15 protein-coding genes and 1 tRNA gene are annotated in these 14,121 nt (G+C 35.9%); 4 read left to right on the top strand and 12 right to left on the bottom strand.

Going from position 1 to position 14,121, the window contains the following annotated elements; genetic code table 11:
• Nucleotides 1-11: 11 nt before the first annotated feature.
• The 6 genes from NG809_RS05010 to NG809_RS04985 all read right to left on the bottom strand — a co-directional run bounded on the left by NG809_RS05010 (nucleotide 12) and on the right by NG809_RS04985 (nucleotide 4,806).
• On the bottom strand, nucleotides 12-650 hold the full coding sequence (locus tag NG809_RS05010) for a porin family protein (RefSeq protein WP_262148605.1): 639 nt from the start codon (nucleotides 648-650) through the stop codon (nucleotides 12-14).
• A gap of 86 nt (nucleotides 651-736) precedes the next feature.
• Nucleotides 737-1,720, bottom strand: coding sequence for a GTPase ObgE (gene obgE, locus NG809_RS05005; RefSeq protein ID WP_262148603.1), 984 nt, complete (start codon nucleotides 1,718-1,720; stop codon nucleotides 737-739).
• Nucleotides 1,721-1,791: 71 nt separating this feature from the next.
• Complete coding sequence (locus NG809_RS05000; RefSeq protein WP_262148602.1) at nucleotides 1,792-2,370, bottom strand: adenylate kinase; 579 nt, start codon at nucleotides 2,368-2,370, stop codon at nucleotides 1,792-1,794.
• Between the two features lie 159 nt (nucleotides 2,371-2,529).
• On the bottom strand, nucleotides 2,530-3,084 hold the full coding sequence (gene hpt, locus NG809_RS04995) for a hypoxanthine phosphoribosyltransferase (protein WP_056081904.1): 555 nt from the start codon (nucleotides 3,082-3,084) through the stop codon (nucleotides 2,530-2,532).
• Between the two features lie 283 nt (nucleotides 3,085-3,367).
• Nucleotides 3,368-3,961, bottom strand: coding sequence for a hypothetical protein (locus NG809_RS04990; RefSeq protein ID WP_262148599.1), 594 nt, complete (start codon nucleotides 3,959-3,961; stop codon nucleotides 3,368-3,370).
• Nucleotides 3,962-4,008: 47 nt separating this feature from the next.
• The gene (locus NG809_RS04985; RefSeq protein WP_262148597.1) at nucleotides 4,009-4,806 is read right to left on the bottom strand and encodes a GIY-YIG nuclease family protein; all 798 of its coding nucleotides are present in this window, start codon (nucleotides 4,804-4,806) and stop codon (nucleotides 4,009-4,011) included.
• Nucleotides 4,807-4,967: 161 nt separating this feature from the next.
• Between NG809_RS04985 and NG809_RS04980 the strand changes: the two genes are divergently transcribed.
• A complete protein-coding gene (locus tag NG809_RS04980; protein WP_262148595.1) occupies nucleotides 4,968-6,254 on the top strand; it encodes an adenylosuccinate synthase in 1,287 nt (428 codons plus the stop codon).
• A gap of 145 nt (nucleotides 6,255-6,399) precedes the next feature.
• On the opposite strand, the gene metQ is transcribed toward NG809_RS04980, so the two are convergent.
• From metQ to NG809_RS04965, 3 genes are all read right to left on the bottom strand, one after another.
• Nucleotides 6,400-7,209 carry a methionine ABC transporter substrate-binding lipoprotein MetQ gene (gene metQ / locus NG809_RS04975; protein WP_262148593.1) on the bottom strand — a complete coding sequence of 270 codons (810 nt, stop codon included), beginning with the start codon at nucleotides 7,207-7,209 and terminating at the stop codon, nucleotides 6,400-6,402.
• A gap of 240 nt (nucleotides 7,210-7,449) precedes the next feature.
• A complete protein-coding gene (gene metI, locus NG809_RS04970; protein ID WP_262148591.1) occupies nucleotides 7,450-8,106 on the bottom strand; it encodes a methionine ABC transporter permease MetI in 657 nt (218 codons plus the stop codon).
• Nucleotides 8,099-9,127, bottom strand: coding sequence for a methionine ABC transporter ATP-binding protein (locus tag NG809_RS04965; protein WP_262148590.1), 1,029 nt, complete (start codon nucleotides 9,125-9,127; stop codon nucleotides 8,099-8,101). The genes metI and NG809_RS04965 overlap by 8 nt, the downstream gene beginning before the upstream one ends.
• Before the next feature lie 351 nt (nucleotides 9,128-9,478).
• On the opposite strand from NG809_RS04965, the gene NG809_RS04960 reads away from it, so the two are divergent.
• Nucleotides 9,479-10,225, top strand: a complete 747-nt coding sequence (locus tag NG809_RS04960) for a metallophosphoesterase (RefSeq protein WP_262148589.1) — start codon at nucleotides 9,479-9,481, stop codon at nucleotides 10,223-10,225.
• Between the two features lie 69 nt (nucleotides 10,226-10,294).
• Here NG809_RS04960 and NG809_RS04955 read toward each other — a convergent pair.
• Both NG809_RS04955 and NG809_RS04950 read right to left on the bottom strand, forming a co-directional pair.
• Nucleotides 10,295-10,374, bottom strand: a tRNA-Leu gene (locus NG809_RS04955).
• Between the two features lie 77 nt (nucleotides 10,375-10,451).
• Nucleotides 10,452-11,213 carry an MBL fold metallo-hydrolase gene (locus tag NG809_RS04950; protein WP_262148588.1) on the bottom strand — a complete coding sequence of 254 codons (762 nt, stop codon included), beginning with the start codon at nucleotides 11,211-11,213 and terminating at the stop codon, nucleotides 10,452-10,454.
• A 55-nt stretch (nucleotides 11,214-11,268) separates the two neighbouring features.
• On the opposite strand from NG809_RS04950, the gene NG809_RS04945 reads away from it, so the two are divergent.
• Both NG809_RS04945 and NG809_RS04940 read left to right on the top strand, forming a co-directional pair.
• Nucleotides 11,269-12,696 (top strand): TonB-dependent receptor, encoded by a 1,428-nt coding sequence (locus NG809_RS04945; protein ID WP_262148587.1) that lies wholly within the window; start codon nucleotides 11,269-11,271, stop codon nucleotides 12,694-12,696.
• An 11-nt stretch (nucleotides 12,697-12,707) separates the two neighbouring features.
• Nucleotides 12,708-13,157 (top strand): GAF domain-containing protein, encoded by a 450-nt coding sequence (locus NG809_RS04940; protein ID WP_262148586.1) that lies wholly within the window; start codon nucleotides 12,708-12,710, stop codon nucleotides 13,155-13,157.
• A 221-nt stretch (nucleotides 13,158-13,378) separates the two neighbouring features.
• On the opposite strand, the gene NG809_RS04935 is transcribed toward NG809_RS04940, so the two are convergent.
• Nucleotides 13,379-14,104 carry an ABC transporter substrate-binding protein gene (locus tag NG809_RS04935; protein WP_262148585.1) on the bottom strand — a complete coding sequence of 242 codons (726 nt, stop codon included), beginning with the start codon at nucleotides 14,102-14,104 and terminating at the stop codon, nucleotides 13,379-13,381.
• Nucleotides 14,105-14,121 lie beyond the last annotated feature (17 nt).

The following is a 14,121-nucleotide window of genomic DNA, read 5'->3' as shown; positions in this document are numbered from 1 at the left end:
TCTTTAAAATTTTAATTAAATCTGTAACCTACACCGGCTTGCAGAAAACCAATTTTTGTTTCAAAACCTTTCCTGTGAGTATCAAAAAAGTTGAAATTGTATCTTGCGTCAACAAAAATTTTGTCAGTTATTTTATATTCTGCACCAAGAAAAGGGAAGAGGTTTAGAGTTTTATAATCTACCAGATCCTGAGAATCTGTACCGTTTACAATTACATCGGTTTTCATTTTTTCAGAAAGATTAAATCCGAAATTCATGCCTGCGGAAGCCGAAAATTTCGGAACAAAATAATATTTTACCGAAACAGGAATCTGAATCTGAGTAAACTGATAATTAAAATCAACATTTCCCATTTCAACGATTTCGTTACCAACAAGCTGTACCAGCGGAAGAGAATCTGTACCGCCAATCTGAGTATACAAAGCTTCAGCCTGAATGCTTACGTTTGATGAAACTGGTTTTTCCACAACAAAACCTGCATAGAAATAAGATTTGGAATCGAGTTTGTCATCAAAAATTTTCATGTTTGATAACGAATAGCCCGCTTTTGCGCCAAATTTAAAATCAGAATCAGAGCTTTCAGAAGTTGTCTGTGCAGTCATAAATCCCGAAATTGTGACCGCTAAGGTCAAAAAAAAATTCCTTGTCATAATTTTTTAAGTTTAATTTAAAAATGAAACGGAGAATTCTAAAAGAAATTGTGCTGCAATCAACGATTACAGCACATTATTGTAATTTATCCGTGTAGTTGCTTCCAGATGGCATCTTTCAGTTCCATTGTTCCTTCACCGGTAACACCTGAGAAAAACAGGGGTCTTTTGTTTTCCGGAAATTCTGCTGAAATTTCTTTCCTTAATTCTTCATCCAAAAGATCAGATTTTGAAACGGAAATAATGAAATCTTTATCTAAAAGTTCAGGATTGTATTCTTTCAACTCGTTTTCCAAAATTTTAAACTCCTGAAAATGATCTTCAGAATCCGCAGGAATTAAAAATAATAAAATCGAATTTCTTTCAATATGTCTCAGGAATCTGTGTCCTAAACCTTTACCTTCCGCAGCACCTTCGATAATCCCGGGAATATCAGCCATTACAAAAGATTTATAGTTTCTGTAATCCACAATTCCAAGGTTTGGAGTTAAAGTGGTGAAAGCGTAATTGGCGATTTTCGGTTTAGCAGCAGAAACTGATGCCAAAAGAGTAGATTTTCCGGCATTTGGAAATCCTACCAAACCTACATCTGCTAAGATTTTAAGTTCGAAAACTACGTAACCTTCCTGTCCCGGCATACCTGGCTGTGCAAAACGGGGCGTCTGGTTGGTAGAAGTTTTGAAAAATTCATTTCCTCTTCCGCCTTTTCCGCCTTCCATCAGGATAATTTCCTGACCGTCTTCCATGATTTCGCCTATTACCTCACCCTTCTCATTTTTAGCAATCGTTCCAATGGGAACGTCTACATAAACATCTTCACCAAAAGCTCCTGTCAATTGGTTTTTCGCTCCGTTCTGTCCACGTTCCGCTTTTACGTGACGGGTATAACGAAGTGGAAGTAAAGTCCATTCATGGGCATTTCCTCTCATGATCACGTGACCGCCACGGCCTCCGTCTCCACCATCAGGACCACCTTTGGGAATATATTTTTCACGGCGTAAGTGGGCAGAACCTCCGCCACCATGACCACTTTTACAATGGATCTTTACGTAATCTACAAAATTGCTCATACTTTAATTTGAGATTTGAAATTTGAAGTTTGAGATTAAATATCAAATCTCAAACTTCAAATCTCAAATTATTATTTTACTTTTTCTACTTCAGCAAAAAGCATTTCAGAGATATCATTGATTTCTCCTACACCGTTGATCTCAACGTATTTGCCCTGCTGCTTATATAATTCTGCAACTTCTGCAGTTTTTGCGTAATATTCTTTTATTCTGCTTCCGATGATCTCTGCATTGCTGTCGTCTGATCTTCCGCTGGTTTCGCCTCTTTTCAAAAGTCTTTCCAGCAAAATATCGTCTGCTACAACAAGAGAAAGACATACATCAATATCATCATTCAGCTCTTCTTTCACGATTTTTTCCAAAGCTTCTGTCTGTACAGCTGTTCTTGGATATCCGTCGAAAATAAATCCGGCAGCATCGGTCGGTTTTCTGATCTCATCAATCAGCATATCTGTCGTTACCTGATCCGGAACCAATTCTCCTTTATCGATGTACGATTTAGCCAGTTTCCCAAGTTCGGTATCATTTTTCATATTGAATCTGAAAAGATCTCCCGTTGAGATTTGCTTTAAATTGAATTTCTCGATTAAGTTTTGAGCTTGTGTACCTTTTCCACTCCCCGGAGGGCCGAACAGAACAATGTTTATCATAATGTGGTTTCGCTGTTGGCAGCTGGCGATTTGCTTTTGGCGCGTGGCTTCCGGCGATGTGCTTTTGCTTTCAGCTTATTTTTAGTTATTATTAAAATTTATTTCTTTCTATTTTTCTAAATGAAGGCTAAAAGCTATCTGCTAAAAGCCAACAGCATTTTAATGGTTGATTTGTCCGTCAGCCAGTTGATACAGGTTGGGTAAATTTCTTCCCAACTCATCGTAATCAAGACCGTACCCTAAAACAAATTTGTTTGGAATTTCTTTTCCGATGTAATCCAGTTTGAAATCTTTCTTGTAAACTTCAGGTTTCAATAAAAATGAAGCGATTTTCACAGATTTCGGGCGTTGGGTTTCGTTGAAATATTTGAAAAGGCTTTCAACCGTATTTCCGGTATCCACGATATCTTCTACTAAGATGATGTGACGGTCTTTTACGTCTTTCGTCAATTCCATTTTCTGGTAAACGATTCCTGTAGATTCTGTTCCGGCGTACGAGCTCATTTGGATAAAAGCAATTTCGCATTCACCCGGATAATGTTTTAAAAGATCAGAGAAAAACATAATGACACCATTCAAAACGCCAATGAAAACAGGAACTTCATCCTTATAATCTTCATAAATTTTCAGAGCGGTAGCTTTTACAATCTCCTGAATTTCGGCATCCTCTAAATAAGGCACAAAAGTTTTGTCGTGAACTTGAATACTTTCCATAAAATTTTTAGTAGGCGGCAAAGTTACGGAATTTTGATGAAACTGTTTTGGTGTTTGTTTTTAGTTTAAGAAAAGATGATTTGCTGGGAAAATTGAAACTCACAATAGAGATAAATCTTCCAAACCTAACGGGTTTTTAAAACCCGTTAGGTTTCTAAGGATGTTTTTTTAAGAATGAGACAAAAATTTACACTGCTTGTCATTCAGCAGGAAACTAAATTGTTGAAAGGTTTCTGCGGAATGATTATTATTATTATTATTATTATTATTATTATTATTATTATTATTTAACCTCTGAAAGTGCCCATTTGAAATAAATATTAGTATTAATGAGATCAATAAGAACATCTTCTAAATACTCATCAAAATTGTGACCTAAATTCGCAGGTGTTTGTTGCAAAATTTCTTTAAGTTTTTCTTCAGTGTAATAATGACGTTTCACTTCATTGTTTTCGTTACGTTTAAGATAATAGATTTTGTTTCTTAATAAAACAGTAATCAAGTCATCAAGTTCTTCATAGCCAATATATTCATCGTTGTATATATCATTTATTATTAAATCATAATTATTGTTTTGAATATTATAATTTTTTTGAAAAATTCTTATTAATCTTTCCTTGTTTAATTTGTTGATTACTTGAACGAGAGCTTGTTTTTCACCTGTACCACTTCCGTATTCAAATATTCTTCCATCTTTTTTTACAAGAAGTATTGGGCCTTGTCCTACAAGTCTAACCTTTTTATCTTTTGCTTGGTAACCAAAAACGAAGAGTTCATCATAATCATCAGTAAAACTAACTTCAACATGATCTCCGGCATTATTTAATACATATTCTTTGGCTATTTTTAAAAGTTCATCTTTTGAGTTTTCTTGCATTTTTAAGTATTTTTTTGTGAAGATAATTTAAACTAAATATAAAATTATTAATTGTAATTTTCCATGAATCTATTTATTTCATGTAAGTCTTTTAAGTTTAATTTAAAGTACTCTCCTCTCACTCTTTTTTCTTTATATTTTCTATGTAATTCAGTTTCCACAGAGCGTTGTGCTTTCCAACAAGCAATTCTGAAAATTTCTGGTTCTTTGGATTGTAAAGTTTTTTCTCTAAAAATTGGTTGTTTGCTAAAGCCAATCTTTATTAAAGAGGTTTCTTTATTTACCATTAAATAAATGTATTCACTTTTGTATTCTGCATTAAAAATATTATAGTTATTATTGAAAATTGATCTTAAAAACTCAACTTTCGGAATCATTTCGATTACTCTAATTGATTTGTAAAATGTGTTTATGATAGTTCCCTCTTTTCCCTCTTCCATCCACTCTTTCAATTCAAGATTTGTTATAGTAAAGTGTTTATCCTTTTCTAATACCGTTCTTAAATACTTTTGAAAGGTGTTAAACGTATCTATTTCTTTAATGAGGTTGTATTTCGTTTCTAAAATTGAACAGAATCTCAGTAAAATTATAGCGTAAAATTTGCTATTTAGATTTATCCTAATAAGATCTCCTTCTGGTTTTTGGTTATAAGTTATATAAAATAATTCGATGATAATTTCTTCTTCATCAAATAATCTTACACCAAAACATTCCTGATTAATTCCAATAAGTACATTGTTGATACTTCCATTTAAGTCGTTTTTGTTAAGTAAATGAATTAATTCTTCATTTAGTTCAAAATAACCGTTATTAAATTCATCATTAATTATTTTTAATTCCTCCATATTTTTATTTTACTAAATTTAAAAATAAATCAAACAAGGAATCAATTTTTTTTAAGATTTAGCCCTACGATTTCCACCCACCCAAAAATAAAATCCACCGCAAATTTGCCCACCCAATTTTTTAAAAGTAATTTTGCATGAATCTAAAATAAAAGTAAAATATGTCAACTTACGTAGTTGTAGGTCTTCAGTATGGAGATGAAGGTAAAGGAAAAATCACGGATGTTTTATCGGCAAAATCTGATTACGTTGTACGTTTCCAGGGGGGCGACAATGCTGGTCACACGGTTTATGTGGGTGAAGAGAAATTCGTTTTGCACCTTCTTCCATCGGGAGTTCTTCAGTGCAAAGGGAAGTGTATCATTGCCAATGGGGTAGTGGTAAATCCTAAATCTTTCATTAAGGAGGTGAACCAGATCGAGAGCAAAGGCTTGAAGACGGATCACATTTTCATCAGCAGAAGAGCGCATGTCATCATGCCTTACCACATTCTTTTGGATACTTACCGTGAGGAAGAGCACGGAGGAACGCAGATTGGAACGACCAAAAAAGGAATCGGACCTTGCTACGAAGATAAGATCGCAAGAGTGGGAATCAGAATGATTGACCTTCTGAATCCTGAGATTTTAAGAGACAAAATCGAGAAAAACTTAAAAATTAAGAATTCTCTATTCGAAAAATATTACGACAAACCAACTTTAGACGTTGAAGAAATCTACAACGAATATCTGGAAATCGGAAAACAGCTTCAGGACAGAATTGTTGATACTGAACTGGAACTGAACGAAGCCATCAGAGACGGTAAAAATGTACTGTTTGAAGGAGCTCAGGCTTTGATGTTGGATATCGATTTTGGAACTTATCCATACGTTACTTCATCTTCTCCGTCGACCGGAGGTGTTTGTACAGGAGCTGGTGTTCCGCCAACTTCACTTCAGAATTTAATCGGTGTTGCCAAAGCATATTGCACAAGAGTAGGAAACGGACCTTTCCCTTCTGAACTGGACAATGAGTTGGGTGAAAGCATCAGACAAATTGGTGGTGAATTCGGTGCGACTACAGGTAGACCGAGAAGAACAGGTTGGTTAGACCTTGTTTCTTTGAAGCACGCTTGTATGATCAACGGAATCAATAATTTGGTCATCACTAAATTAGACGTTCTTACAGGAATTGAAAATCTGAAAATTGTTACGCATTACAAAACTGAAGACGGAAAAATTATTGATTATTTCACTTCTTCAACCGAAAAATTATACAACTACAAACCAATCTATCAGGATTTACCAGGTTGGAACGAAGATCTGACGAAAGTTAGAAGCTACGACGAACTTCCGGACACAGCTCAGAAATACATCGAGTTCATCGAAAAGTATCTTGGAATCAATGTTTATTTGGTTTCTGTAGGTCCTGAAAGAAGCCAGAACATCATCAGAAAAGAATTATTCTAAGGAATTTTTTTAAAATACAAAAACCGCTTTTTTTCGAAAGCGGTTTTTTTGTTATCAAATTGTTAGTGTAAAAAATTTTCTTCTCATCGATTTTATTCCATCAATCATCAATCATCAATCATCAATTATTACCCATTACCCATATCTACTTCCATCCCTTCACAGCGCCACCTTTAAAGATTTCTCTGGCTTTATCTTCCACTTCTTTTGATTGATAAGCTTTGAGGAAATTTTTCACTTTATCCGTGTTTTTATTGTCTTCTCTTGAAACCACGACATTCATGTAAGGAGAATCTTTATCTTCTTTAAAAATTCCGTTTTTATCAGCATCCAAACCTGCCTGAGCTGCAAAATTATTGTTGATAATCGCAATCACAACTTCTTTGTCATCCAGAACTCTGGGTAATTGCGGAGCTTCAATCTCAAGAATTTTCAACTGTCGCGGATTTTCGGCAATGTCGGTAACTTTCGGTAGCAATCCGATGCCGTCTTTTAATTTTAATAAACCATTTTTCTGCAAAAGAAGAAGAGAACGTCCGCCGTTGGTTGGGTCGTTGGGAATTACAATTGTGCTTCCGTTTTGAAGTTCATTGATGCTTTTTATTTTTTTTGAATAAGCAATAATTGGGTAAACAAAAGTGTTTCCAATCACCGCTAATTTATAGCCTCGCTGTTTCGACTGCTCATCAAGATAAGGAACGTGCTGAAAGGCATTCGCATCGATATCTCCGTTGTTTAAAGCCTCGTTTGGAACGACGTAATCATTGAATGAAACCAGTTCCACTTCGAGATTGTATTTTTCTTTTGCCACTTTTTTTGCAGTTTCGGCGATCTGCTGTTCCGGTCCGGAAGTGATTCCTACTTTGATGAAATTAGGATCATCTTTTTTTGGAGAATTACACGCTCCGAACAAAAGCAGTCCTGCTGCTAGACTTAGAATTTTTATTTTTTTCATTGAAAATTATTTTTTTTTATTGTTGGGTGTTGGGTGATGGGAGATGGAAGATGGGAGATGGGAGATGGAAGTAATGAGAAAGCACTTTTACTATCTTATTCTCAATCAATTTTATCTCTGATAAAATCCAACATTATACCGTATAAAAAATCCTCGCGCCTCCGCGTTCAACGAACTCTCAAACTCTCCGACCCTCAAACCCTCAAACCCTCTGACTCTCAAACTCTCCCACACAAAAGCTCACCGATGATCAACCCTCTTCGCCAATCGGTCACCCGAAAACTGAATGATAAACACCAAAGCCACGAGAAGTCCTAGCACCAGATTCATAATCAAAGCATCATAGCCAATGTAGCCGTACTGATAACCGATCTGTCCCAATCCACCGGCTCCGACGGCTCCACCCATTGCGGAATAGCCGACTAAAGTGATTAAAGTAATCGTTGCATTATTAATTAAAGAAGGTAACGCTTCCGGCAACAGAACTTTTCTGATGATCTGAAACGGACTTGCTCCCAATGCTCTCGCGGTTTCAATTAAACCGTTTGGAATTTCGAGTAAACTGTTTTCGACCAGTCTCGCGATGAATGGTGCGGCACCAATGCTTAAAGGAACCAGTGCGGCATTCATTCCGATAGAAGTTCCGACAATAGATCTTGTGAAAGGAATCATCCAGACAATCAGGATAATAAAAGGAATTGACCTGAAAATATTAACCAAAACCGAAAGAATTCTGTTGTAAATGATATTCTCTAACAGCTGTCCTTTTCGGGTTACAAAAAGCAAAATTCCCACCGGAAGACCAAGAACAAAACCGAAAAATCCAGACACAAAAGTCATGTAAACAGTTTCCCATACTCCTTTTGACAGGAGCGAAATTACAGAATCACTAAGCATATCCTTTTAAAGTATTTTGAATGTTATTCTGATTTAAATAATAGATGGCTTTTTGGTTTTCTTCACTTTCACCTTTCAGATGTAGTAGAAGTTTGCCAAAATTGGAATCGCCCAGATATTCCACATCAGCTTTCAGAAGCTGGTAAGGAATTTTATACTGATCATAAATCACTGAAAGCAGTTTTTCAACGCTTATTTTTTCGTTTAATTCGATTTCAACCAGCGGAAAAAGTCCGGCTTGCGGCTCTTTTTGTAGTTTTTTATTAAGTTCTTGCGGTATAGTCATAACACCTGAGTTTAAAAATTGTTTGATGATAGGATTGTCTTTGTTGGAAATAATTTCGCTCAAAGTTCCTTTGATTACTAATTGTCCTTTGTCGATAACGGCAACGTGGTTACAGATCGCTTTGATGACTTCCATTTCGTGGGTGATCAGCAAAATCGTGATTCCCAGCCTGTGATTGATATCTCTCAAAAGCTGCAGAATAGATTGTGTTGTTGCCGGATCGAGTGCACTTGTCGCTTCATCACAGAGCAGTAGATACGGGTCGTTGGCTAAAGCCCTTGCAATGGCAACCCTCTGTTTTTGCCCTCCAGATAAACTTTTAGGATAGTCGTTGGTTTTGTCTTCGAGTCCAACGATTTGCAGAAGTTCATTTACCTTTTGCCTGATTTCTTCTTTGCTTAAATTGTCCAGCTCCAGCGGAAGTGCAATATTTTCAAAGACCGTCCTCGAAGAAAGCAGATTAAAATGCTGGAAAATCATTCCGATCTTTTTGCGCTCTTTGGCAAGTTGTTTTGATTTTAATTTGGTGAAATCTGTTCCGTTGATGATGATTTGTCCGTTATCTGGCCTTTCCAAAAGATTTACCGTTCTTATTAAGGTGCTTTTTCCGGCTCCCGAAAATCCTATGATTCCAACAATGTCGCCTTTTTCAATGTTGATATTTACATCATCCAAAGCTTTGAAAGACTGTTTTTTCTGATGAAAGGTTTTCGATATATTTTTAATTTCTATCATGTTTCCTGAATAGTTTTTAAATAAAAAAGGCTCTACAACGTGGTAAAGCCTTTATAAAAATGTCATAATAAAGTTTAAGCTCATCCACAAAAATCCGCGTACAAAGGCATACAGCAATACATCATCATAAAACTGATGTGCATCTCCCTCATTGAATTGTATCTGAATTTTGTCTTCATTTTCATTATTAAACCTGATTACGGTGGCAAAGATAGAACATATATTTTTATTAGTCTACTTTTTTTGTAGACTTTTTAAATATTTGAATTTAAACTGTTGATTTTTAGATTTTTAATTTTAAAATTTAGTTTTTGTTTGAGATTTTTATTTAAATTAAATTATTTTTAAAACATGAAAATTCAAATTATCAGTGATCTGCATCGGGAGTTTGGTTTCACTGATCTGTCTTTTGAAAATGCTGATGTGGTCATATTAGCAGGAGATGTTGATTTAGGAACGAAAGGAATCGAATGGATTAAAAATAAAATTCCGGATAAACCTGTGATTTATGTCTTAGGAAATCATGAGTATTACAAAGGTTCTTACCCGAAAACTTTAAATAAAATCAAAACAGCTGCTGAAAATTCTAATGTGTCTGTATTGGAAGATTCTTTTGTGGATATTGAAGATATACGGTTTCACGGTGCAACTTTATGGACAGACTTCTCTGTTTTTGGGAGTCCTATGGCTTACGGAAGTCTTTGTCAGTCTGAAATGAATGATTATAAATTAATCAGACGTGATCCCTCTTATTCGAAGATGAGAAGTATTGATACATTTAAAATACATCAAATCTCAAAACATTGGTTGAAAGAAAGTCTGGAAAAATCGAAGGGTATGAAAAATGTTGTCGTAACGCATCACGCACCTAGCCTGCAATCTGTTCCTGAACATTTTAAAACTGATCCTGTGACTTCTGCATACGCTTCCAACTTAGAAGATTTTATTGAATTGCATCAACCGCTGTACTGGATTCACGGGCACATTCACACACCTTCAAGATATAAAATAGGAGCAACAGAAATTATCTGTAATCCGCACGGTTACATTACTGAGAAGTATAATGGTTTTGAAAAAGAATTAATTATCGAAATATGAATTTTTGTGTCTGAAAACGAGCATAAAAGATAAGAAAAACAAAAAACCTCTGAAAAATCAGAGGTTTTGTACCCAGGACCGGGATCGAACCGGTACTCCTAAGAACTGGTGTTTGAGACCAGCGCGTCTACCAATTCCGCCACCTGGGCTGGTGTTACATTGCTGTAAATCGGTGTGCAAATATAGAAAGTTTTATTAAAACTCAAAAATTATTTTCAATAAAAATTTAGAAATTTATTTCCAAACCGTCGTAGGCAAGATGGATTCCCTCCGGAAGTAATTCTTCCTCAACAGAATAGAGCCCGAAATGATGGCTGATGTGCGTGAGAAATATTTTTTTTGGTTTAAAATCCTGCTGCAGTTTTATCACGTCAGGTAAAATGAAATGGGCAGGATGTGGATCAAACTTTCTGATGCAGTTTACAATCAGGATGTCCAGATCCCGCAGTTTTTCTTTATCGGTAATCGAGCTGGCGTCGGTAATGTAGGCCAGTTTTTTAAATTTAAAACCTAAAATCGGAAGTGTGTGATGATTTACCGCAATCGGGTCAATCTCTGCATCTGCAAAAGTGAATTTCCGATTGGTGATTGAGTGCAGGTCAAAAGCCGGAGCTCCGGGATATCTTACGTCTGCAAAAGCATAGGGAAATCTGTTTTTTACTTCCTGTCCGACACGTTCAAGGCAGTAAACAGGCATGTTTTTTCCGGTTTTGAAAATCAGCGGGCGCATGTCATCCAGCCCGATCACGTGGTCGTTGTGCTCATGGGTAATCAAAACGATATCGATGTGTCCTTCGTTGTTGAGGAGCATTTGCTGGCGGAAATCGGGTCCGCAGTCGATGAGGATTTTTTTTCCTTCATCGGAGGTAATCATTGCAGAAGATCTGAAACGCGTATCTTTGGGATCAGCAGACTTACAAACCTCGCATTCGCATCCTATAACGGGAACGCCCTGCGAGGTTCCTGTGCCTAAAAATTTCAACTTCATTTTCTTTCGAGGTTGGTTTAATTTTGGTAAATTTACGAAAAAATTACACGTCCTAATGTATCAGAAACTTACGCCCAAGCAAAAAGCATTGACAATTAATCTAGATCCTACTATTTATGGTACTTTCGCAGAAATTGGAGCAGGGCAGGAGACCGTTCGGCATTTTTTCAGAGCAGGAGGAGCGTCGTCTACCATCGCAAAGGCCATGTCGGCTTACGATAAGGATTTCAGTGATGCGATTTATGGTAAAGAGGTTAAAAACAGATATGTTACCCAAAACCGTCTCAGGAAAATGCTCCGTTATGAGGTAGCATTGATTGAGGAGCGTATTTCAAGGGAAAACCATCCCAACAGAAAGTATTTTTCTTATGCCAACACCGTTACCACGATTAATTTTGATAAAACTTTAAAAGGCCACGGCTGGGTGGGAATCCGTTTTCAGAGTGAAGTGGATGCTCAGTATAATGAGATCGTCATTCATGTTAAATTTAAAGAAAATGATGCTACTTTACAGCAGGAAACGCTTGGTAATCTTGGAGTTAATCTGATTTACGGAGCCTATAAATATTCTGACAATCCAAGAAATTTAATTGAATCTCTCTACGACGATATTGCAAAAGACAATCTTGAAATTGATATGATTGATTTCAGCGGACCTGTTTTCGATTATGTAGACAACCGTTTGATGTCCCTTCAACTCGTGAAAAACGGAATGACAGATGCTGTTGTTTTCAATTCTGAGGGAAATAATATGCTTCCTGCAGATCTTTTGTACAAGAAAAATATTTTTGCGGTAAGAGGAAGTTTCAGACCTGTAACTAAAGTAAATATTGACATGCTGAAAAGCGGTATCGAAATGTTTATGAAAGATTCTCAGTGTACTCAGGAACAGACCGAAATTTTTATTGAAATTACCATCTCAAACCTGCGTGCAGACGGAGATATCGATGAAAGAGATTTCCTCGACAGAGTAGATGTTTTAGGGAAATTAGGGTACACGGTTATCATTTCAAACTTCTCAGAATATTACAGACTTATCGATTACTTCTCGGCTTACACAACCGGCGATATCGGCGTGGCGATGGGTGTAAACAACCTGTTGATGGTATTTGATGAGAAGTATTACAAAAATCTTTCAGGAGGAATTCTCGAGGCATTCGGTAAATTCTTCAGAAACGGAATGCGTGTTTATCTTTATCCTTACAAAGATCCTGAAACACAGGAACTTCTTAATTCAACCACACTGAAAGTTGGTGATAATCTGAAGGAACTTTACAAATATTTCAAAACCAACAACAGAATTGTAGACATCGAAAACTTCAACCCTGAATTTCTGGAAATTTATTCAAGGGAAATCCTCAGAAAAATTACGTGCAACATCGAAGGCTGGGAGAATCAGGTACCGGAAGGTGTTGCTGAAATGATTAAGGAAAGAAGTATGTTTGGATACAAAAAAGAACTTTCACTAAAACAATTCTCATAAAATATAAAATAATGTCAGAATTAAAAAAGAGACTTTCGTCTATTCTTGAAAGTCCGAAACATAATACCGAAGAGAAACTGGAGAAAGTTTGTCATCTTTTGGATCAGGAAATCTCCTATTTCAACTGGACTGGTTTTTACTTCAAAAACGGGGATAAGGATGAACTGAAATTGGGTCCTTATGTAGGTGCACCAACCGACCACACCATCATTCCTTACGGAAAAGGAATCTGCGGTCAGGTAGCGGTTTCAAACGAAACTTTCGTAGTTCCGGATGTGAACGAAGAAAGCAATTATCTGAGCTGTTCCATTGATACCAAAGCAGAAATCGTAGTTCCAATCTTCAAAGACGGACAAAACGTAGGACAGATTGATATCGATTCTCACACTGTAGATCCTTTCACAGACGCCGACAGAGAACTTCTGGAATGGCTTTGTAATGAAGTTTCTAAGATTTTGTAATTCGATCTCATTTCGATTTAAAAATATAAACTCAGATTTCGGTCTGAGTTTTTTTATGAATAGAAACCGACTTTCATCCGCTTGTAATTTTCGATGTATCATTGGACTTAGCCCAAATCTAAATTCAGTTTTCTTAGATTATTTTATTGAAAAATATTGTCGTTTGAAAGCCCTGAAGAGTGATGTCAAATTTTAATTTTCTTTAAAAATCTAATTTCAATTTAATTAAATTCTGAAATCAATTCTTTAAAGTAATTCTCACACTTCGCAATGTGCGTTCCGTACCATGAAAATGCTTCGCCGTCCACAATCATGATTTTCTTGTCAGGATAAAACTCTTTCAGCTCCAAAATATGTTTTTCTTTAAACGGAAAAGGCTCTGATGAAAGCATAATGACATCCGCATCTGCTAAATCTTCAACTGTAATTTCAGGATAGCGCTTTCGATCTTCAAATAAATTTTCAAATCCGATTTCCTTTAAAACTTTATCTATAAAAGTATCTGAACCAACCGTCATGTAAGGATTTTTCCAGATCAGATAAGCTGCTTTTATGGGAGAATTTATTTTTGAATTCTGTAGCACATCGTAAATTTTCAGATTATACTGTTGTGCTTTTTCTTCTTTATTAAAAAGATTTCCGAGAGTTTTCAGGAGATAATAATTGTCTTCAATATTTTCGATATTGGTTACTACTACTTTAAAATCCTTCATCAGCTCCTCAACCTGATCTTTCACATTTTCTTCTTTGTTGGCAAGAATAATGTCTGGTTGTAAACTTTTGATTTTATCCAGATTAAGATTTTTTGTGCCACCAATGATTTCTACATTTTTCACTTTTTCTTTGGGATGAATGCAGAATTTTGTTCTTCCGACAATTTCATTTTCCGTTAAACCCAAATCAAATAAAGCCTCGGTGATTGAGGGAACAAGAGAAACTACTTTCATTGAATAATTTTAGATGA

Origin of the sequence: Chryseobacterium foetidum (assembly GCF_025457425.1) — a bacterium.
GTDB classification, from domain to species: Bacteria; Bacteroidota; Bacteroidia; order Flavobacteriales; family Weeksellaceae; genus Chryseobacterium; species Chryseobacterium foetidum.
The sequence above is the reverse complement of the archived record's forward strand: the minus strand, read 5'-3'. Positions and strand labels throughout refer to the sequence as shown.